The sequence below is a fragment of the Lentzea sp. NPDC006480 genome, assembly GCF_040611995.1.
In the GTDB taxonomy this organism is placed as follows: domain Bacteria; phylum Actinomycetota; class Actinomycetes; order Mycobacteriales; family Pseudonocardiaceae; genus Lentzea.
Window position 1 is genome coordinate 1 of sequence record NZ_JBEXPJ010000166.1, and the last position, 19,741, is coordinate 19,741.

General features: G+C 68.9%; 22 protein-coding genes. 14 read left to right on the plus strand and 8 right to left on the minus strand.

Translation table 11 applies throughout. The annotated features are described in order from the left end of the window. The first annotated feature begins 131 nt into the window (after nt 1-131). On the plus strand, nt 132-1,118 hold the full coding sequence (locus ABZX92_RS38375) for a hypothetical protein (RefSeq protein ID WP_355570382.1): 987 nt from the start codon (nt 132-134) through the stop codon (nt 1,116-1,118). Here ABZX92_RS38375 and ABZX92_RS38380 read toward each other — a convergent pair. Then, a complete protein-coding gene (locus ABZX92_RS38380; protein ID WP_355570383.1) occupies nt 1,103-2,014 on the minus strand; it encodes a LysR family transcriptional regulator in 912 nt (303 codons plus the stop codon). The genes ABZX92_RS38375 and ABZX92_RS38380 overlap by 16 nt on opposite strands. Before the next feature lie 92 nt (nt 2,015-2,106). On the opposite strand from ABZX92_RS38380, the gene ABZX92_RS38385 reads away from it, so the two are divergent. The 9 genes from ABZX92_RS38385 (at nt 2,107) to ABZX92_RS38425 (ending at nt 8,846) form a co-directional block, all read left to right on the plus strand. After that, entirely contained in the window at nt 2,107-2,811 is a 705-nt protein-coding gene (locus ABZX92_RS38385) for an SDR family oxidoreductase (protein ID WP_355570384.1), read from the plus strand. A gap of 37 nt (nt 2,812-2,848) precedes the next feature. Beyond that, the gene (locus ABZX92_RS38390) at nt 2,849-3,619 is read left to right on the plus strand and encodes a TIGR02452 family protein (protein ID WP_355570385.1); all 771 of its coding nucleotides are present in this window, start codon (nt 2,849-2,851) and stop codon (nt 3,617-3,619) included. Between the two features lie 248 nt (nt 3,620-3,867). Next, entirely contained in the window at nt 3,868-4,047 is a 180-nt protein-coding gene (locus tag ABZX92_RS38395; protein ID WP_355570386.1) for a helix-turn-helix domain-containing protein, read from the plus strand. Then, entirely contained in the window at nt 4,025-4,225 is a 201-nt protein-coding gene (locus ABZX92_RS38400; protein ID WP_355570387.1) for a MarR family winged helix-turn-helix transcriptional regulator, read from the plus strand. The genes ABZX92_RS38395 and ABZX92_RS38400 overlap by 23 nt, the downstream gene beginning before the upstream one ends. Before the next feature lie 248 nt (nt 4,226-4,473). Continuing rightward, nucleotides 4,474-4,989 carry a ribbon-helix-helix protein, CopG family gene (locus ABZX92_RS38405; protein ID WP_355570388.1) on the plus strand — a complete coding sequence of 172 codons (516 nt, stop codon included), beginning with the start codon at nt 4,474-4,476 and terminating at the stop codon, nt 4,987-4,989. 69 nt (nt 4,990-5,058) lie between these two features. After that, nucleotides 5,059-5,901 (plus strand): hypothetical protein, encoded by an 843-nt coding sequence (locus tag ABZX92_RS38410; protein WP_355570389.1) that lies wholly within the window; start codon nt 5,059-5,061, stop codon nt 5,899-5,901. A 10-nt stretch (nt 5,902-5,911) separates the two neighbouring features. Beyond that, nucleotides 5,912-6,838, plus strand: a complete 927-nt coding sequence (locus ABZX92_RS38415; RefSeq protein WP_355570390.1) for an ATP-binding cassette domain-containing protein — start codon at nt 5,912-5,914, stop codon at nt 6,836-6,838. Further along, on the plus strand, nt 6,835-7,617 hold the full coding sequence (locus ABZX92_RS38420) for an ABC transporter permease (protein ID WP_355570391.1): 783 nt from the start codon (nt 6,835-6,837) through the stop codon (nt 7,615-7,617). The genes ABZX92_RS38415 and ABZX92_RS38420 overlap by 4 nt, the downstream gene beginning before the upstream one ends. Before the next feature lie 23 nt (nt 7,618-7,640). After that, nucleotides 7,641-8,846, plus strand: coding sequence for a cytochrome P450 (locus ABZX92_RS38425; RefSeq protein ID WP_355570392.1), 1,206 nt, complete (start codon nt 7,641-7,643; stop codon nt 8,844-8,846). Here ABZX92_RS38425 and ABZX92_RS38430 read toward each other — a convergent pair whose 3' ends face one another. Continuing rightward, on the minus strand, nt 8,847-9,368 hold the full coding sequence (locus ABZX92_RS38430; protein ID WP_355570393.1) for an RICIN domain-containing protein: 522 nt from the start codon (nt 9,366-9,368) through the stop codon (nt 8,847-8,849). A gap of 190 nt (nt 9,369-9,558) precedes the next feature. Between ABZX92_RS38430 and ABZX92_RS38435 the strand changes: the two genes are divergently transcribed. Next, a complete protein-coding gene (locus tag ABZX92_RS38435) occupies nt 9,559-10,410 on the plus strand; it encodes a hypothetical protein (RefSeq protein WP_355570394.1) in 852 nt (283 codons plus the stop codon). On the opposite strand, the gene ABZX92_RS38440 is transcribed toward ABZX92_RS38435, so the two are convergent. From ABZX92_RS38440 to ABZX92_RS38455, 4 genes are all read right to left on the minus strand, one after another. Continuing rightward, the gene (locus ABZX92_RS38440) at nt 10,407-11,351 is read right to left on the minus strand and encodes a LuxR C-terminal-related transcriptional regulator (RefSeq protein ID WP_355570395.1); all 945 of its coding nucleotides are present in this window, start codon (nt 11,349-11,351) and stop codon (nt 10,407-10,409) included. The genes ABZX92_RS38435 and ABZX92_RS38440 overlap by 4 nt on opposite strands. A 77-nt stretch (nt 11,352-11,428) precedes the next feature. Further along, nucleotides 11,429-12,130 (minus strand): SDR family oxidoreductase, encoded by a 702-nt coding sequence (locus ABZX92_RS38445; RefSeq protein ID WP_355570396.1) that lies wholly within the window; start codon nt 12,128-12,130, stop codon nt 11,429-11,431. A gap of 51 nt (nt 12,131-12,181) precedes the next feature. Beyond that, nucleotides 12,182-14,053 (minus strand): hypothetical protein, encoded by a 1,872-nt coding sequence (locus tag ABZX92_RS38450; RefSeq protein WP_355570397.1) that lies wholly within the window; start codon nt 14,051-14,053, stop codon nt 12,182-12,184. Nucleotides 14,054-14,147: 94 nt separating this feature from the next. Next, nucleotides 14,148-15,128, minus strand: a complete 981-nt coding sequence (locus ABZX92_RS38455; protein WP_355570398.1) for an acyl-CoA desaturase — start codon at nt 15,126-15,128, stop codon at nt 14,148-14,150. 458 nt (nt 15,129-15,586) lie between these two features. Between ABZX92_RS38455 and phoA the strand changes: the two genes are divergently transcribed. Then, nucleotides 15,587-16,891, plus strand: coding sequence for an alkaline phosphatase (phoA, locus tag ABZX92_RS38460; RefSeq protein ID WP_355570402.1), 1,305 nt, complete (start codon nt 15,587-15,589; stop codon nt 16,889-16,891). On the opposite strand, the gene ABZX92_RS38465 is transcribed toward phoA, so the two are convergent. Beyond that, nucleotides 16,866-17,504, minus strand: a complete 639-nt coding sequence (locus ABZX92_RS38465; protein WP_355570399.1) for a class I SAM-dependent methyltransferase — start codon at nt 17,502-17,504, stop codon at nt 16,866-16,868. The two genes, phoA and ABZX92_RS38465, sit on opposite strands and share 26 nt — an antisense overlap. Nucleotides 17,505-17,518: 14 nt before the next feature. Here ABZX92_RS38465 and ABZX92_RS38470 point away from each other — a divergent pair, with 14 nt between their 5' ends. Both ABZX92_RS38470 and ABZX92_RS38475 read left to right on the plus strand, forming a co-directional pair. Beyond that, nucleotides 17,519-18,664, plus strand: a complete 1,146-nt coding sequence (locus ABZX92_RS38470; protein ID WP_355570400.1) for an amidohydrolase family protein — start codon at nt 17,519-17,521, stop codon at nt 18,662-18,664. A 121-nt stretch (nt 18,665-18,785) separates the two neighbouring features. Beyond that, the gene (locus ABZX92_RS38475) at nt 18,786-18,998 is read left to right on the plus strand and encodes a hypothetical protein (RefSeq protein ID WP_355570401.1); all 213 of its coding nucleotides are present in this window, start codon (nt 18,786-18,788) and stop codon (nt 18,996-18,998) included. On the opposite strand, the gene ABZX92_RS38480 is transcribed toward ABZX92_RS38475, so the two are convergent. After that, a complete protein-coding gene (locus ABZX92_RS38480) occupies nt 18,967-19,653 on the minus strand; it encodes a phosphotransferase (protein WP_355570403.1) in 687 nt (228 codons plus the stop codon). The two genes, ABZX92_RS38475 and ABZX92_RS38480, sit on opposite strands and share 32 nt — an antisense overlap. Between the last annotated feature and the right edge of the window lie 88 nt (nt 19,654-19,741).

Genomic DNA, 19,741 nt, shown 5'->3' on the forward strand with positions numbered 1-19,741 from the left:
CGTCAGCCATGCCGGTCCGCGCAGCCTCGGCCCGGCGACCCGGTTCGTCGTCGACCACGCGCCCTGTCCGGTGCTGCTGGTCTGGCCAGCATAAGTTGCGTACACGCAAAATTGCGTGTACGCATGTAAGTATGAGAGCAAAGGGCATCGCTTACGACACCGGCTTCGTCCGTCATGGGGAGATCTCCGTGCCGGAGTTCGATCTCGACGTGGTCGCGCGGGATCTGCGGGTCATCAGGGATGAGCTGCACTGCAACGCCGTCCACCTGATCGGCGGCTCCCCGGAGCGACTGGAACAGGCGGCTCGGATCGCGGCCTCGCTCGGCCTGGAGGTGTGGTTCTCGCCGTACCCGTTGGAGCTCGACCAAGCCGAGATCCTGGAGCTGTTCGTCGACTGCGCGCGGCGAGCCGAACGGGTCAGGGCGGAAGGCGCCGAGGTCGTGTTCGTCGCGGGCGTCGAGCTGACCATCATGAACCAGGGGTTCGTGGACGGCGACGACGTGATGGACCGCGTGCGGCGGCTGGTGAGCGATCCCAGCCGGATGCAGGACGTCGGCGAGCGGTTCAACGAGTTCATGGCCGGGGCGGTCAAGGCGATCCGGGCGGAGTTCGCAGGCTTGCTCACCTACGCCTGCATCCACTTCGAGCGGGTCGACTGGAGCCTCTTCGACATCATGGCGTACGAGCTGATCAGGTCTGCCCAGGTCGCGGACCAGTTCCCGGAGGCGGTCCGAAGCCTGGTGGCGCAAGGGAAACCGGTCGCGATCACCGGGTTCGGCACGGCCGCGTGGCGTGGCTCGGGGGCGGCGGCGCCGAGCAGCATGGGGATCGTCGAGAACGACGAGAAGGGGCGGCCCGTCCGCGTCAACGACGGTTACGTCCGCGATGAGGGTGAGCAGGCGGTGTACCTGCGGGAGCTGCTGGAGATCTTCGAGGAAGCACAGGTGGACGGCGCGTTCGTGTACATGTTCGCGCTCAACAACTACACGCACCGGCCGGACGAGCCGAGTCGTGACTTCGACATGGCGAGCCCGGGAATCGTGAAGGTCTACGACGACGGGCACTGGGAGCCGAAGCTGGCGTTCCACGCCGTGGCCGAGATCTATGCCCGGATTTGATGCTCGGGCGGCCGCAGGTGGGCGGGCAGCAACGCCACGTGCTCGGCGAGCATGGCGATGAACGCACCCGCCACCGGATCCGGGGCGTGCCGGGTGAACGCCGCGATCGGGCGGCGCACCGCGGGTTCCGGGAACGCCACCGCCACGGCGTCGGTGGGGGAGAGCACGTTGGCGGGCACCAGAGCCGGTCCGAGGCCGGCGGCGGCGAGACGGGGTGCGGCGCTGGTCTGCAGGGTCCGCACCGCCACCTCCGGCACGAAACCGGCGGCCGCGCACACCTGGTCCACCACGTCGGACAGCCCGTTCTCCTGCTCGTAGTGCACCCATCGGCGACCTGCGAGCGAACGCACGGGCAACCGGCCGGCAGGAACGGGAGAGCCCGTGGGCAGCACGAGCACGAACTCCTCGACACCGAGATCGTGGACCGGGCCGGCCCACGCGTCCGGGCGGGGTGCGACCGCGACGTCCGCGAAGCCGTCGCGCACGGCTTCTTCGAGGCGTGCGCGGTGGGTGAACTCGCTGAGCCGCAGTGAGATCAGCGGGTACTTCTCCTGCCAGCGGTGCACGACCTGCAGCAATGCGCCGAGCGTCAGCGACTGCACGGACGCCACGTGCAGCTCGCCGGTCTGCAGTCCGGCGGCCCGGCGGCCGATGTCGCGCACGCGGTGGGCCTCGGCGAGCAGCGCGCGGGCGGCGGGCAGGATCGCGCGGCCGACCGGGGTCAGGCCCACACCGCGCGGGCAGCGTTCGAGCAGCGGGGCGCCGATGGTCCGTTCCAGCTCGCGAACGCTGCGGGACAGCGCGGGCTGCGTCACGTTCGTCTGCTCGGCCGCCGCGGTGAACGTGCCGTGCGCCACCACGGCGAGGAAGCGTTCGACCTGCTGAACAGTGACCATGCGCAAAGTTTATGACAAACAGAAAATACCGGCATTGGACGCATAGGGGCTGCTCACCGAGCCTGGAGGAAACCACCCAGAAGGAGACTGAAGTGCGCCTCGACCTCACCGGCAGCCGGATTCTCGTCATCGGCGGCGGGTCCGGCATCGCCCGCGCGATCGCTCTGTCCGCGCATCAGGCCGGTGCGACTCTGATCCTCGCCGGCCGCGACAAGGCCAAGCTCGACGAGACCGCGGAGCTCGTCGGAGGCGCCGAGACCGCGACCGTCGACCTCGGCGACGAGGCGTCCATCTCCGCGCTCGCCGAGACCGTCGGCCCGGTCGACCACCTGATCAGCACGGCCGGTGCCGCCGCGAACGGCCCGGTGCGCGAGCTGAGCGCGTACGCCATCCAGAAGTCGTTCAACGCCAAGGTGATCGGGCCGATCCTGCTCGCCAAGCACTTCACCGTGCGCGGCTCGTTCCTGTTCTTCTCCGGCGTGGTGGGCTGGCGGCCGGCACCCGAGCTGGTCGTCATGGCCACCACCAACGGCGCGCTCGGCCACCTCATCGAGGCGCTCTCCGTGGAGCTGGCGCCGGTGCGGGTCAACGCGATCTCGCCAGGGATCATCGACTCCGGGCTGTGGGACGGGATGGGCGACGAGAAGACCGCGTTCCTCGACGGAGTCGCCGCGAAGGTTCCTGCGCGCAGGTTCGGCACCACCGAGGACGTCGCCGAGGCCGCGTTGTTCGCTCTCACCAACCGTTTCACCACCGGAACTGTGCTGCACGTCGACGGTGGTGGCCGCTGGGCGTGAAAACCGCTTGGCCTGCCGGGCGACAATGAGGTCCATCATGAGCAGCAGGCTGCGTGCGATCGCCCGCGACACCGTCGAGATCTCCGAACGGGGTTCCTACCTCACCGGCGCAGGTGAGGTCTCGATCGCCGTCCCGCCGGCGGTGGCCGGAACGAGGCTCCACCTGCCGGACGACGAGTTGTCGTTGCCGGAGCAGGGAAAGCCGGCGAAAGTCGACGTCACCGATGAGTCCACTTTGGAGGCGTCGCGACGGCTCGGCGGTGACATCGCCGCGCTGGTCTTCGCGTCCGCGCGCAACCCCGGCGGTGGGTTCCTGAACGGGGCACAGGCTCAGGAGGAGAGCGTCGCGCGGTCGTCGGCGCTCTACCCCTGCCTGCTCGCGGCCGGTGACTTCTACCGGCACCACCGCGCGCACGACGACCTGACCTACAGCGACCGCGTGATCTACTCGCCGAACGTGCCGGTTTTCCGCGACGACAAGGGAAACCTGCTCGACGATCCGTACCCGGTGTCGTTTCTGACGGCGGCGGCACCGAACAGGTCGGCGATCGTGCGCAACCAGCCCGAGCGTGCAGCGGGCATTCCTGACGCGTTGCTCAGACGTGCCACCAGGGTGCTGCACGTCGCGGCCGCTCACGGCCATCGACGGCTGGTGCTCGGCGCGTGGGGATGCGGTGTGTTCGGCAACGAGCCGAGGGTCGTCGCCGAGACGTTCCGGGAAGTGTTGCGGGAAAACCGGTTCTTCGACCACGTCGTGTTCGCGGTGCTGGGCACGCCGCTGAGGGCTTTCACCGAGGTGCTCACGTAGTCGTTCCCGGCCGCTTGCGCGCGGGTCGCGGACGCCTCGGTCCAGCACGAACCGGTCGAAGTCGGCGCTCGTTTCTCGTTGCACGACCAGGTTGGCGACCATCTGAAGGCGGCGGTTCACCCAGGTGGCATGCCGATCGTGACCAAGCCCGCGCGTGCGACCGACCGGCCAGGAGACGTGTCGCCGTTCGCGCTGGGGTTGTTGCTGCGCCGGGCCCACTGGCGCGCGGCCGCGGTGATGGGGAGGCGTTGCGGCCGCTGGGGATCGAGCTGCGGCACTTCGCCGTGCTGACGGAACTGGTCAACAACGGGCCGACGATGCAACGCGACCTGGCGTCGGCCACGGGCACGGACAAGGCCGGGATCATGCGCGTGGTCGACGACCTGGAGCGCAAGGGACCCGGCCGTGCGCAAGGCCGTTCCCGGTGATCGGCGGGCGCGGGCCGTGGAGATCACCCCGGCCGGGCTGGCGCTGTTCGACGAGGGGCACGTGGCCGCGAAGCCGTTGTCCGACCGGCTCGGTGGTGTGCTGGACGCCGAGGAACACGATCAGCTCACCGCGTTGCTGACCAAGTTCGCTCATCCGGACGACGCTCAGCCTTCGTAGAACGGGACGCACACCGACAGGAGTCCGTCACGAGCAGCCGGCGGCGTGGGCGGGCCTCGGTGGTCCGACGCCGGCATGTCGATCGGGTACGAGGATGGCGCCAAAACTGAGCTACGCACGGGTCGCGCACCCTTGGGTGAGGCCGTCACGTTCGTCGAAAAGAGCCTCTGACCTGCACTGAGCCAAAGTGGCATCAAACTGAGCCAGAAATGCTTGCCGGTGGTGCCACCGTGTGCCATAGTGATGCCATGGATCTGACCCCGTATGTGGCTTCCCTCGGTCGCGAGCTGCTGACCGCCGTCGAGACCGGCGGCGACGAGGCGAGTGCGCTGGTCGAGCGGTTGACCGTGACGATGGAGTCGGCGATCCGGCTGGCACTGCTCGAAGCGCTGTCCGCCGCCGCCGACGAGATCACCGCGGACCTGGCGCCGGACTCGGTGCAGGTGCTGCTGCGGGGCCGTGACCCCAAGTTCGTCGTGACGCGCCGGACGCCGGAACAGCCGGTCGCCGTCGCGCCTGAGCCCGCCGCGGCACCCGCCGAGGACGTGGCGACCGGCTTCGAGGACGGCACCACCGTGCGCATCAACGTCCGCCTGCCCGAGCCGCTCAAGGCCGCGATCGACGAGGCGGCGGCCAAGGAGGGCCGCTCCGTCAACGCGTGGCTCGTGCGCGCCGCGTCCGCCCAGCTCGCGCCGAAGCCGAGCGAGCCGCTGACCGGCGGGCCCGCTCCTTCGTCCCAGCGTTTCGTCGGCTGGGTCCGCTAACCACACCCGTTCTTCTTCACGTCTCCGACCTGCGGAGACGTTCTTCCGACACCTTCTGAGGGGACAGCCATGCCTTCTTACGAGACCTATGAACCGATTTCCGTACAGCTCGACGTCTACGCGGGCTTCGTGCAGATCCTCGCGAGCGACCGCGTCGACACGGTCGTCGACGTGCGGCCGTCCGACCCGTCCGACGCCTCCGACATCGAGGCCGCGCAGAAGACCCGCGTGGACTTCGCCGATGGTGTGCTGACGATCCGCGGGCAGAAGCGGACGTTCGACTTCTCCAAGAAGACCAGGTCGGTCGACATCGTGATCGAGCTGCCGACCGGGTCCAAAGTGGACGCCGATGTGACGGCGGGCAGCACCCGCACCACCGGTGTGCTGGGCCAGACCGAGATCGACATGTCGGCGGGACACGTCCACGTCGACCGCACCGGGCCGTTGCGGGTCGACACCGGCGCCGGGCAGGTCCGCGTCGGCGCCGTCACGGGCAACGCCGAGGTCAAGACCGGCAGCGGGCAGGTCCGCATCGGTGATGTCACCGGGTCGCTGAACGTCCGCAACTCCAACGGCAACACCGAGATCGGCGCGGTCGGCGGTGACCTGAAGGCCCGCGCGGCCAACGGCGACATCACCGCCGAACGCGTCGGTGGCTCGCTGGAAGCCAAGAGCGCCATGGGATCCCTCATCGTCGGCGAGGTCGTGCGCGACACCGCCTCGCTGAACACCGCCATGGGCAGCATCGAGGTCGGCATCGCCCAGGGCACCGCCGCGTGGCTCGACACCAAGACCAGCTTCGGCCGCGTGCACAACTCGCTGGGTGCCAGCGAAGGCCCCGGCGACGCGGGCGAGACCGTCAAGATCACCGCCCACACCGCCTTCGGTGACATCACGATCCGCCGCGCCTGAGGAGAAGACCATGAACGCGATCACGGCAACCGGCCTGCGCCGCTCGTACGGCGACCACGAGGTGCTCAAGGGCGTGGACCTGACCGTCCAGCGCGGCACCGTCTTCTCGTTGCTCGGCGCGAACGGCGCGGGCAAGACCACCATGGTCAAGATCCTGTCCACCCTGATCCGCGCGGACGCCGGCAGTGCTTCCGTCGCGGGCCATGACGTTCTCCGTGATCCCAACGCGGTCCGCGCGTCGATCGGCGTCACGGGTCAGTTCTCCGCCGTCGACAACCTGATGACGGGCCGCGAGAACCTGAAGCTGATGGCCGACCTGCACCACCTCGGCCGCGCGGAAGGAAAGCTCAAGGTAGAGCGGCTGCTGGAGCAGTTCGACATCGCCGACGCGGCGGACAAGTCGGCGTCCACCTACTCCGGCGGTATGCGGCGGCGGCTCGACCTCGCGATGACGCTGGTCGGCACGCCGCAGGTGATCTTCCTCGACGAGCCGACCACCGGCCTCGACCCGCGCAGCCGCCGGGCCATGTGGGACATCGTGCGCAGGCTCGTGGCCGACGGCATCACGATCTTCCTCACCACCCAGTACCTCGACGAGGCCGACGAGCTCGCGGACCGGATCGCGGTGCTGGACCACGGGACGATCGTCGCCGAGGGCACCGCGGACGAGCTCAAGCGCCGCATCCCCGGCGGGCACGTCCTGTTGCAGTTCAACGATCCCCGCCACCTCGACGCGGCACTGCGCGTGGTGCGCAACGCTTCCCGTGACGGCGAGGCGCTGGCGTTGCGAGTGGCCAGCGACGGCAGCGTCAGCTCGCTCAAGGCGTTGCTGGACCGGCTCGACGAGCACGCGGTGCCGGTCGACTCGCTCAGCACGCACACGCCCGACCTCGACGACGTCTTCCTCGCCCTGACCGAGAAAGTGACCCAGCCATGACGTACGTGCTGACCGACTCGGCGACGATGGTGCGCCGCAATCTCAAGCGGATGATCCGCTACCCGTCGATGACGTTCCAGCTGCTGATCATGCCGGTCGTCTTCCTGCTGCTGTTCGTCTACGTCTTCGGCGGCACGCTCGGCGCCGGCATCGGCGGACCGACCGGCGGCCGGGCGGAGTACCTGAACTACGTCACGCCGACGATCATCCTGATGGCGATCACCGCGGCGGTGCAGGGCACGTCGATCTCGATCGCGATGGACATGACCGAGGGCATCGTCGACCGGTTCCGCACCATGGCGATCGCGCGGGTGTCCGTCCTGACCGGACACGTGATCGGCAGCCTGGTGCAGACCGTGCTGGCCATGACGTTCGTGTTCGGCGTCGCGGTGGCGATCGGTTTCCGGCCACAGGCGAACTTCGCCGAGTGGCTCGCGCTGGTGGGGCTGCTGGTGGGCATGGCGTTCGCGCTGATCTGGCTCTCCGCCGCGCTGGGCCTCGCGAGCAAGACCGTCGAGGGATCGAGCAACATCGGCCTGCCGCTGATCCTGCTCCCGTTCTTCGGCAACGGTTTCGTGCCGACCGACTCGATGCCGACCGTGCTGCGCTGGTTCGCCGAGTACCAGCCGTTCACGCCGTTCATCGACGCGTTGCGCGGCTTGCTGATGGGCACGCCGATCGGCAACAGCGGCTACATCGCCTTCGGCTGGTGCGTCGTCATCGGTGTCGGCGGCTACCTCTGGTCCAAGAAGCTCTTCAACCGCGAATCCACCCGCTGAACTCGCTGAAGGAGAAACCTGTCATGCAGCACGGACTTCCCATGGACCGCGACGTCACGCCGTTCGACCCGCCCGCCAGGGTCGCGGAGCTGAGGTCGACCCGTCCGGTCAGCCCGATGCTCTTCCCCGACGGCCACGAGGGCTGGCTCATCACCGGCTACGAAGCGGTGCGCGCGGCTTTGGCGGACACCAGGTTCAGCTCGCGGCAGGACCTCGGCATCCTGCACGTGCCGTACCCGGTGCCCGGCATGCCGGAGCAGACCGAGCCGTCCCCGCAGGTGCCCGGCCTGTTCCTGGCGATGGACCCGCCGGACCACACCCGGTTGCGGCGCAAGCTCACCGGAGCGTTCACGGTCCGGCGGATGAAGGCTCTGGAAGAGCACATCATCGAGATCACCGAACGGCAGCTGGACGAGCTGGCGAGCCTCACGCCACCGGTCGACCTCGTGCAGGCGTTCGCGCTTCCGGTGCCGTCGCTGGTGATCTGCGAGATGCTCGGCGTGCCCTACGACGACCGGGAGTCCTTCCAGCACAACTTCTCCCGGTTCATGGAGAGGGACATCGACCTGGAAGAGAAGATGGCGGTGTGGGTCGCGCTGAACACGTTCCTGGCCGAACTGGTCACGGCCAAGCGCGCCGAGCCCGGCGACGACCTGCTGTCCGACCTCGCCCGCGACGAGGACCTCAGCATCGAGGAACTGGTCGGCATGTCGTTCCTGCTGTTGCTCGCCGGCCACGAGACCACGGCGAACATGCTGGCGCTGGGCACTTTCGCGCTGCTGGAGCACCCGGACCAGCTGGCCGCGCTGCGGGAGAACCCCGCACTGATCCCGGACGCCGTCGAGGAGTTGCTGCGCTACCTGGCGGTCGGTGACATCTTCTTCCGTTATGCCGCCGAGGACATCGAGTTCTTCGGGGAGACGATCCGCGAGGGCTCGACGGTGGTCGTGTCACTGCTGGCGGGCAACCACGACCCGGCGAAGTTCGAGGACGCCGACAAGCTGGACGTGACCCGCAACGCACGCGGGCACCTGTCGTTCGGGCACGGCATCCACCAGTGCCTCGGACAGCAGCTGGCCCGCATCGAGATGCGGGCCGGGTTCGAGGGACTGCTGCGCCGGTTCCCGAGCCTTCACCTCGCGGTGGAAGCCCGCGAGGTGAAGCTCAAGACCGACATGAACATCTACGGCGTGCACGCCCTGCCCGTCACCTGGGCACAGGACGCCTGATCAGCCGATGTTGAGCCGGAACTGCTGTTCCCCGGTACCCGCCACGCAGTCCCAGATGTTGAGGATCACGCGGTCGTCCGTGCTGGCCCACGGCACGTCGAGGCACCGGTTGCTGTAGCGGTTGACGAAGTTGTGGTACCCGTTGCCGAGGTCGGCGAGCCGCCACTGCTGGGTCAGGCTGCCGTTGCAGTTGAACTGCTGGGTGCGGGCACCGTTCCACCAGCCGCCGGACTCGACGTCGATGCACTTGCGGCTGCTCTGGTTCGAGATCTCGTAGAAGCCGTCGCGGTTCTGCAGGAACAGGAACTTCGCGGCGGGCGTGTGGTCGCAGTGGTACTGCTGGATCCACGCGCCGTTGTCGCCGGACTGGCCCGCCAGGTTCACGCACTTGCCGCTGTTGCGGTTGATCGCCTCGGCGTAGAACGCGCCGGGCGCGGCGCTGGCGGGTGCGGTGATCGTCGCCAGTGCCGCGATCGCCATGCCGGCGGCGAGGGCGATGCCCCGGACGATTCTGCTGCGCATGTGTCGTACTCCCAACTGGTGTGGATTTCTTCCCCCCTCGGGGTGCGGCAAAGCTAGGCGGTGAATTCGGTGGTACGTAAGGGAACGAGCGGCCAATGGCCGCTACCGGCCAGGGGGAGGTGACCGGGTCCGGACACTGTCCGGATCCGGTCGTTCCCCCGCTGACGATCTCTCAGTAGGTTCTGCGCTCATGCGGAAAGTTCTGCTCGCCTTCGCGATGCTCCTGACGATGGTCACCCCGGCCGAGGCCTTCGAGCCGTGTTACCTGTGGGGACGTCAGGTCTTCGGCATCACGGCCGAGGGCGGGCTGGTGGAGCACTCGTTCTGCCTGGACGCGAACCGGTCCGCTGGGGTGACGCGCTGGAGCGGGCAGAACGTCGTCGCGACCTCGGGCTGGGGTGACGTCTCGGCTGTCTTCTGGTCGGGCGAGAAGTACAGCTACGGCGTGTACTACCGGGTCGTCGGCAGTGGACTGTTCTGGTCCGCGGATCTGCGGGACTGGCAGCAGATCGGCATCAAGACCGACTGGAGCAAGTTCACCTCGCTGACGTCCGCGGCACCCGGTGTCATCTACGGCACCGAGTTCTCGGGTGCCGTGCACCGATGGGAGCACCTGGGCTGGCAGGACGGCACCAACTCGTGGGGCCCGGAAACCGTGGCGGCCAGGATGCCGGTGGGCAGTGTGCTCCGCGGCCACAGCCGGGACGGGTTCATCGCCGACACGGGCACCGTGAACATCTGGAGCGACACGTTCACCAAGTCCAAGATCCGCCTCACCGTCCCGGACGGGGTGGAAGGCAGCACGATCGCGCCCTTCGACCTGGCGGAGAGGTATCCCAACTCCGCCTTCGCCCTCACGACGAGCGGGAGCAAGCTGGTCCTGCTGCTGCCGGGCACGTGCGCGAAGCTCGAACGTCCCTGGCTCGCCGGTGACGAGATCGGCGGTGGGTACACCTCCGTCTTCGTGGGCGGATGGCAGAAGCCGCGCGGCACCGGTCCGGTCGAGTGGCAGTGCGACGGTCCTCCCGGCGGGGCCAACTAGTCGAGCCAGCCGTCACGGACGATCATCGCGGTCGCCGTGATCCTGTTGTCCACACCCAGAAGGTCGAGTGCGGCGGAGATGTGCCGCCGCACCGTCCGTTCGCTCACGTCGAGGTGACGGGCGATCGCGGCGTCGGTCATCCCGCCGATCATCAACCGCAGCACCGTGCGCTGATGGGCGGAGAACTTGCTCACCGTGCCGTTGTCGTGCAACGGAAGCGCGTTGTTCCACAGCATCTCGAAGTACATCCGCAGGGCGGACACGATGACCGGAGCCCGGACCAGCACGGCACCTTCCATGCCGGTGCGGTCCAGCGGCAGCAGCGCCGCGCGGTCGTCGACGAGCACCATCTTCATCGGCAGCTCGGGCAGAACCCGCAGCTGCCAGCCACCTTCCGCACACCGCCGGACCATCTCGCCCGCGAACGGCAGGTCCAGCACCGGTCTGGCGTAGATGTTGCGGAACTGGACCCCGCGTTCCAGCACGGCGGCCGGCGGCACCTTGGCCGACCGGCCGTCCGGCGGGTTGCGGTAGTGCTCGGTCTCGAGGTTGGCGAAGTCGCGTTCGGCGGACAGGCACAGCTCGACGGACAGCGCGCCGATCTCGGCCGGATCCGTGTGGACGCTGATACCGCTGTCGTCCCGGTCCGCATTGGCGACGAATTCTTTCTGCAGCACCTGCATTTGCTCGCGTGCGCGCACGATCATGCGGTGCTGGTCGAGGAGCTGGCGCTGCACCGTGATCAGGGCTTGGTCGACCGCGCGCGACGGCTCGACCGGGACGATCACGGGTTCGCCCACGAAACGCTTGCGGGCGAACCCGGCCTCGACCAGCTCCTCGACCTCCGCGGCGTCGGTGAGGGGCAGCTGACCTGCCCGCAGCAGCCGTTGGTAGAGCTCGGCCGCTGGAGGATTCAGCAGGCCCGCTAAGACGTCCGACATCGTCCGGCTCTCCCTCGAAGTGAGTGCGGAGAACCTAGCCCACGGCCGCTAAACGGGTTGCACAGCCTCGCACCGGCCTACGCCGTGAAGCCGCCGTCGGCGTTGATGCTGGCTCCGGTGACATACGTGCCCGCGTCACCTGCCAGTGCCGCAACGACTTCGGCGATCTCCTCCGGCTGCCCGAAGCGTCCCAAAGCGGTCAGTCCGCGAATGGTGTCCGCCATCGGCCCGTCCGCCGGGTTCAGGTCCGTGTCGATCGGACCGGGGTTGACGATGTTCGCGGTGATGCCGCGCGGCGCCAGTTCGCGCGCGAGGCCCTTCGTCATGCCGATGAGCGCTGTCTTGCTGGCCGAGTAGAGCGCGAAGCCGGGAAATGGTGAATGCACAGCGACATTGCTGCCGATGCTGATGATGCGCCCGCCTTCGCGCATGTGCCTTGCCGCCGCACGTGACGCGAGGAAGGGCGCGCGCACGTTCACTGCCATGGTGCGGTCGAACTCTTCCTGGCCCAGGTCCTCCAACGGACCGACCTGGAACACGGCCGCGTTGTTCACGAGGATGTCGAGCCGCCCGAACTCCGCCGCGGCCTCTTCCACCGCAGCCACCACGGCTTCCGGATCCTCGCTGTCCGCCTGGATGGCGAACCCGTTGTCCGGCTTGGTGTTCTGATAAGTCACGGCGACTCGCGCGCCCAGTGCGGCGAGCTTGAACGCCACAGCAGCCCCGATCCCGCGGCTTCCACCGGTGATCAGGGCTGCTTTCCCGTCAAGTGATCCCATGCCGTCGAGCCTGGCGGAGATCACGTCGAGGATCTGGCGGGAATCGGACCGTCAGCTGTTGCCTCGGGTGTAGGCCCACGCGGTGCGGTTGACGGCGTCCTCAAGACCGGTGAAGCCCTCGTTGGGGTTGAGCACGTCCTCCTGGTAGTCGACGTCGACGTCGTCCGCCGTGCCACCCACGGCGTCCGGCCCGACCCCGAACATGCCCCTCGGGTTGCCGCCCTGGTCCATGAGGCTGTTGACCGCGTTGAACTGGTCCTGGTGCCAGCTACCGGACATGTGCCCGGCCTCGTGCGCGGTGATGTTGCCGATCGCCCGGCCGATGAACGCGGCCTTGTTGACCGTCGCCGGGGTGATGTAGGTGTTCAGCGAGGTCGCGGACTGGCCGGCCGGCTTGCTGAGCACGTCCAGCAGCACCAGCGCGGTCTCCTCCTTGCCGAAGTTGCCCGCGTCGATCGACTGCGCGATGCCGACGGTCGAGATGCCGGACTCGGCGATGGTGCCGCCGACGACCACCCGGCTGACGTTCTTCTGGCCCCACGGGTCGGCGTGGTCGCGGCTGTTGAGCACGCGCACGGCGAACCGCTTGTTGGTGCCCTTGGCGGCGAGGTCGTGCTCGATGTTCTCGCGCACGGTCGCGACCACGGAGTCGATCACCGCGTTCTCGTCGGCGGCGGTGAGACCCCACGCCGGCAGGAAGTTCTTGAGCGGCGAGAGGTCCCGGTTGCCGGCCGGGTCGGCGCCGAAGATCCGGGTGTTCACGCGTGCGCCGTCGAAGTCGAGGAAGATCGAGAGCACCTCGGGGCGCGGGTTGAGCTCCGAGCCGGGGCGGAAGGCCTCGACCGTGACGTCGTAGGCGCCGTCACCGTTCTCGACACCGACGGTGTAGCGGCCGTCCTTCGGTGCCACGAAGTCCGCGACGGCGTTGCCACCGGCGGGCATCGGCGAGGTCTCGGCGTAGAGGAAGCTGAAGTCCTGCGAGGAACCGAAGACCTCGCGCCCGGCCGGGTCGTGGACCATGACCCTGGTCGCCCGGCCCGCCGCCGACGCGCCGAGCACGTCGCCCGCCTTGAGGTCGACGGAGAAGAAGTCCTTATCCACCTGGCCGTCGCCGGTCGCGATCGTCAGGTCGTACACGCCCTCGGTGGTGACGCGCTTGCCGGTGCCGGGCGTCAGCGGGTCGGTCGGGATCCCGCCGGGGCCCGCGCCCGCGACCATGACGTAGACGTCGGTGCCCGGCTGCACGAAGACCCGCAGCCTGCTGTCCGTGGTGCCCACCAGGTTGTCGTTCTGGCCCTGCAGCTGGCCGTTCGCGTCGAACGCGGCGAGCACCGTGTCCAGGTCGCCGGTCGGCGTGTGCGTCTCGACGGTCGCCCACAGCCCGGTCGCGCCACCGGTCAGCTTGTAGAAGTCGTGGTCGCCGCTGCCGTCACCCGCGCTGCCGTACGGGCCGTCGCCGATCTTGCCGCTGGTCTTGACGGCCCTACTCTGCGCGGGCACGTGGGTGTCGCCGGCGTTCGGGATGGCGTCGTTCATCTCGGGGAACGGCGTGACGACCGGGATCGTCGGGTCGCCCGCGAGATCGCCCGTCAGCTTGAGCTTCGGGTTCTTGCCGCGGCCGGTGCCGAACCCGGCCACGTGCTCGGCCTGGGCGGGCGTGTCGTTCGCGCCCTGCCCGGTCTCCTTCTCGCCGTACGTCAGCGGGGTGCCCGCGGACTTGGTGGCGATCGCGGCCCGTGTCTGCTTGCGGGACTCCCGGTTCCGCTGCACCGCGGCCCAGTCGATCTTGGCCTCGGCAGGCAGGAAAGCCAGCATCGGATCGGGCTGGCTGACCTGCTGCGCGGGTTCGGCGGCGGACTGACCGGCGGCGACGAGTGACAGTGCGACACCTGCGGCGAACACGCCGAAGAGACGTTTGCGCATATGAAGTTCCCCCAAGTTCGGTCTACCACCGAGGAAACCAGCGCTCACGGTCGCGGGCGGGCGTTTTGGTCAGCCTTTGTCCACTTTCGGACAATCAGGCAGGTTTGCGCATCGGCGCCGAGACCTCGTGCAGGTACTCCAGCACGTACCCGTACGACCGGAACAACCCGCACTGCGCGTAGGAGATCCCGTGCTGCTCGCAGAACTTGCTGACGATCAGCTGCGCGTGCTTCAGGGCCGGCCGCGGCATGCTCGGGAACAGGTGGTGCTCGATCTGGTAGTTCAGCCCGCCGAGCAGGAAGTCGACGAACCAGCCGCCGCGGACGTTGCGCGAGGTCAGCACCTGCTTGCGGAGGAAGTCGAGCGTGTGGCCGGCCGACAGCACCGGCATGCCCTTGTGGTTGGGCGCGAAGGAACATCCCATGTAGAAGCCCCACAGACCCTGGTGCACCAAGATGAACGCGACCGCGTAGACGGGGGAGAGGACCCAGAACACGGCGGCCAGGTAGACGACGACGTTCGCGATCATCAGGAACCGCTCGCGGCCGGAGTGCCGGATCGAGTGCCAGTGCAGTGCGTAGCCTTCGAGGAACAGCAACGGGAAGAACAACGCCGCCTGGTGCGAGGCGATCCACCGCAGCGGGCCGCGCTTGGACTCACCCTGCTTCTGCGTGAACGCCAGCACCGAGATGTCGACGTCCGGGTCCTCGTCCTCGTGGTTGGGGTTGGCGTGGTGGCGGTTGTGCTTGCTCACCCACCAGTCGTGGCTGACGCCGATCAGTCCACTGTGGACGTACCCGGTGAGCAGGTTCCACCGCTTCGCCGTGAAGATCTGCTTGTGGCCGGCGTCGTGCCCGATGAACGCCAGCTGGGTCGTCATGACGGCCAGCACGACCGCCACGGCCAGCTGCCACCACGAGTCCCCGAGCAAGGCGAACGCCACCCACGTGCCCGCGTAGACCACCAGGTTCGCGGTGATCCGCGCGAGGTAGTAACCGTGCCGCCGAGCCAGCAGGCCGGCCTGCTTGATCTCGGTGGACAACTGGGCGAAGTCGCTCGCCTGCCGGAGTGTCATTTGCGCATAATGCCCGGTCGCCGCGTCCAGGCAATGCACGGCTGATGAAGCGCGGCGACCAGGCCACTGAACAGAACGGGTGCCGCCCCGCTCAACCGCCCTCTCACCTGCGGTTTTGCGATCATCCACGCGAATGTCGAAGTGCAGGTGAACTGATTCGCCTGGCCACGCGGGTGGTGCCCGGCCGGTCACCCGTGCGAAGGCGACGCCGGGGCGGGGTTCTGACCGGCTTCCAGCCCGGACGGCCGTTTTGCGCCGATCGTCTGGTCGTGCTGTTCACCGGAAGGCCTGTCAACGCACATCTCGTTGCCGTTCGGAGAACACTCCGAAGTGAGGTACTTCGGCGTCCCGCTGTCGTGCTGTGGAGGTGTTTTGCGGTGGGTGCGTTGAATCTTCGGCGGAACTGGACGGCCCTGACCGTGCTCGGACTGGTGGTGGCCGCGGCCGCGCCGGCCGCGATGGCCCAGGACGACCCCTCGGTGCGCAGCGCGTCGTCCGGCGACCGCACGCAGGAGGTGCGTCAGGCGGTCAAGGGCGGCAAGGCGCGCAACGTCATCCTGTTCCTCGGTGACGGCATGGGCGACTCGGAGATCACCAGCGCTCGCAACTACTCCCGCGGTGCCGCCGGCCGGCTGAACATGGACACGTTCCCGCTCACGGGTGCGTACACGACCTACGCGGTGACAAAAGACGACCCGTCGAAGCCGGAGTACGTCACGGACTCGGCCGCGTCCGGCACGGGCTGGGCGACCGGCACGAAGACCTACAACGGCGCGATTTCCGTCGACCCGTACGGAAACCCGGTGCCGACGCTGCTGGAGCTGGCCAAGCGCGAGGGTTACCGCACCGGTGACGTCACGACCGCCGAGGTGCAGGACGCCACGCCCGCGGTGCTCGGCTCGCACGTCGTCAACCGCGACTGCAAGGGCCCGGACGAGACGACCGCGAAGTGCGCGGTGAACGCCAAGGAGAACGGCGGCGCCGGCTCGATCGCCGAGCAGCTCGTGCAGACCCGCCCGGACGTGCTCCTCGGCGGTGGCGCGAAGTACTTCGACCAGAAGGTGAAGGCCGGCAAGTTCAAGGACAAGACCGTCCTGGACCAGGCCAAGGCCGCTGGCTACCAGCTCGCCACGGACGCCGCGTCGCTCAAGGCCGCCGGTCGCGACAAGCCGGTGCTGGGCCTGTTCGCCGCCGGCAACATGGAGGTCCAGTGGGCGGGCCCGCTCGCCAAGGTGGGCGGCACCCCGCCCTCGACCTGCACGCCGAACCCGGCGCTGCCCGCGTCCGCGCCGAAGCTCTCCGACATGACCCGCAAGGCGCTGGACCTGCTCGACCGCTCGAACCGCCGCGACAAGGGCTTCTTCCTGCAGGTCGAGGGCGCGAGCATCGACAAGCAGGACCACGCCGCGAACCCGTGCGGCCAGATCGGTGAGACCGTCGGCTTCGACGACGCCATCGCCGCGGGCCTCGCGTACGCCCGCAGCCACCAGGACACGCTCGTCATCGTGACGGCCGACCACGGCCACACCAGCCAGATCATCCCGAACGACGCCAAGAGCCCTGGCCAGACGGCGACGCTCATCACGCACGACAACGCGTTGATGACGATGAACTACGCCACCAACCCGGCCGGTACGTCGCAGGAGCACACCGGCACGCAGGTGCGCATCGCCGGCTACGGCCCGCAGGCGGCGAACGTCGTCGGGGTGACCGACCAGACCGACCTCTTCCACACGATCAGTCGCGCGCTTTCGTTGCGCTGACCTTCCTCGCCACGAGCCGTTCCACCAGGCCGAGCTTGAACCGTTGGCGCTGCTCGATCTGCATCTGTTGCGCCTGCACCAGATGCAGCGGGCGGCGCAGGAAGTGCTCGCCCGCCATCGGGATCGTCACCCGTTCCACGAGCCACTGCAGGCCGCGCGCGATCCGGGACGAGCTCTCCACGTGGTCGACGAGGATCAACCGCCCGCCGGGCTTCAGGACCCTGATCATCTCGGTGATCGCGGTCTCGTGGTCCGGGATCGCGCACAGGCCCAGCGTGCACACGACCGTGTCGAACTCCGCGTCGCCGAACGGGAGCGAGTGCGCGGTGCCCTGCCGCAGGGTCACTCCATGCGCCAGGTCGCGGGCGCGGGTCCGGGCGAGGCCGAGCATCTGCTCGCTGAGGTCGATGCCGGTGAGCGTGATGTCGCCGGGGTAGTGCGGCAGGTTGAGCCCGGTGCCGATGGCGACCTCCAGCACGTCGCCCGATGCCTGCGAGCACGCCCACCTGCGCGAGTCGCCGAAGAGCTTCCGGTCCAGGAAGCCCATTTCCTGGTCGTAGGTCGCCGACTTCCGGTCCCAGTACTGCTGCCAGCGGGCACTGCGATCGGTCATGGTTCACTCCTACCGTGGCGACGACGATCGTGAACGCGCAGGTGTTCGACGGGACGACGTCGCGGGACTGGACCTCGGTCCGGTTCGCCGACGGGCTGATCACCGAGTGCTCGGCCGTGTCCGTCGCCCGCGAAGGCGACGAGGTCGTGGACGCGGCGGGCGGGACCGTGCTGCCCGGTCTGATCGACTCCCACGTGCACCTCGTTCCCGGCGCTCTCGTCCAGTCGCTGAACTGCGGCGTCACCACCGTGCTCGACATGTTCAGCATGCCGGACGCGGTGGCCGCGGCCCGGGCTTCGGGCCCAGACGCGGCCGACGTGCGTTCGGCGGGGGTCGGTGCCACCGCGCCCGGCGGCCACCCGTCGCTGATGTACGACCCGTTCCCGACGCTGGCCACCGCTGACGAGGCCGCCCGGTTCGTCGCGGACCGGATCGCCGAGGGCTCGGACTACCTGAAGATCTTCTCCGGTGTCGGTGGACTGTGGCCATCGCTCGACCCCTCGACCATCACGGCGCTGGTCACGGCGGCGCACTCGCACGGCTTGGTCGTCGTGGCCCACGTGAGCTCGACGGCCGGTCTCGACGAGGTCGTGTCCGCCGGTGTCGACGTGGTGGCGCACATCCCGTTGGACGCGGAGCTGCCTGCGTCTCTGGTCGAGCGCATGGCCGGAATCGCGGTCGGTCCGACGCTCGCCACCGTTGAGAACACTCTCGGAGTCGACAGCCGGCCGTACTCGCGAGCCGAGGCCAACGTGCGGCTGCTGGCCGACGCGGGCATCACGCTGCTGGCGGGCACCGACGCCCCGAACCCCGGGACCGTGTTCGGGGAAAGCCTGCACCGGGAGCTGGAGTTGCTGGCGCGGTGCGGCCTCGGCCCCGCACAGGCACTGGCCGCCGCCACCTCCGCACCGGCACGGGTGTTCGGCCTCGCGGACCGCGGCCGTGTCGCGGCCGGGCAACGTGCGGACCTGGTTCTCGTCGCGGGCGATCCGCTGACGGACATCAGCGCGGTACGGGACATCGAGCGGATCTGGCGCGGGGGAACCGCCTGCGAGCGGCGTCCGTTCGTGCCGAGCCCCGAGGAAGCCGGGCAGCTCGCCACGTTCGAGGCCAGGATCGCGCAGGCCGTGGCCGCTGTGCGCGCACGCCGGTCCCGCTGACCGCCCGGCAAAACCGCCTGCAGCGACTTTCCAGGAGCTGCAGCGGCACTTGCAGCCGCTTTGCCGGCCCGCCCGAGATGGTTCTCCTGTCAACACGGGATGACGACCTGGGCGGAAGCGGGTGAAGTTCGCGGACATCTCCGGTGACGGCCGCGCCGAGCTGATCTACGTCGACCCGGATGGCCGTTTGCGGGGTTGGTACAACGGCAACGTGGACCTGCCGTGGACCAGTGAGATCAACATCGGCTACGGCTTCGCGGACCCGAACCGCGTCTACCGGCCTGCTTCTTCGGCCTGCGCCATCAGACCGCTCGAACCTCGGCGAGCCGCTTGATCGAGTACTCGTCGTCCCAGCAGACAGCGGCCTCCCACGCGGCCGATGCCTGCGCGGCGATGTCATGCGCACCCTCGTCGAGGCCGGCGGCGTTGCCGGGCAGCACGAGGTCGAGATCGGGCACGTCGACGTGCGCCTCGTCCCAGTCGATCAGCGCGACCTGGTTCGCGGTCATGCGGACGTTGCCCGGGTTGGGGTCGCCGTGCACGACACACGTCTCACGTCCGGCGAGCCGCGCCCACGCCGCCCGGCAGCGGGCAACGCCCTCGGCGGGCATCGCACCGAGGTCGACCTTCGTGCCGGTCTCGGCGTGCAGGAGGTCGGTCGACGATCGCCACCCCGGGCGCTGTGGCCAGCCCCGCGTCAACCGGTGCAGCTCGCGGAGCACGCCGGCCACCCGACGCCAGTCGTCTCGCGTCTCGGGCGGTCCACCCTCCAGGTAGGTCGTCACCACGAGGCCATCGGCGAACAGCCGGCCGTCCACCGCCGGGATCGGCACCGGCACGGTCAGACCGCCGCGGTCGAGGTGCTGGAGAAGCGCGGTCTCCCACGCGAGATCGGCCTCGCTCCTGCCGCCGAGACGACCGACCGCGAGGCGCCCGTGGACGCGCACGCTCCACACGTCGTTGGCGACTCCGCCGGTGAGCGGCTCGATGCGAGCAGCGTCCTCACCCCACTACCCGGCGGACTCGGCGAGCAGGAGCGCGGCGTCGGTGAGGCGAACGCCCCGGCCCTGGCGTTCC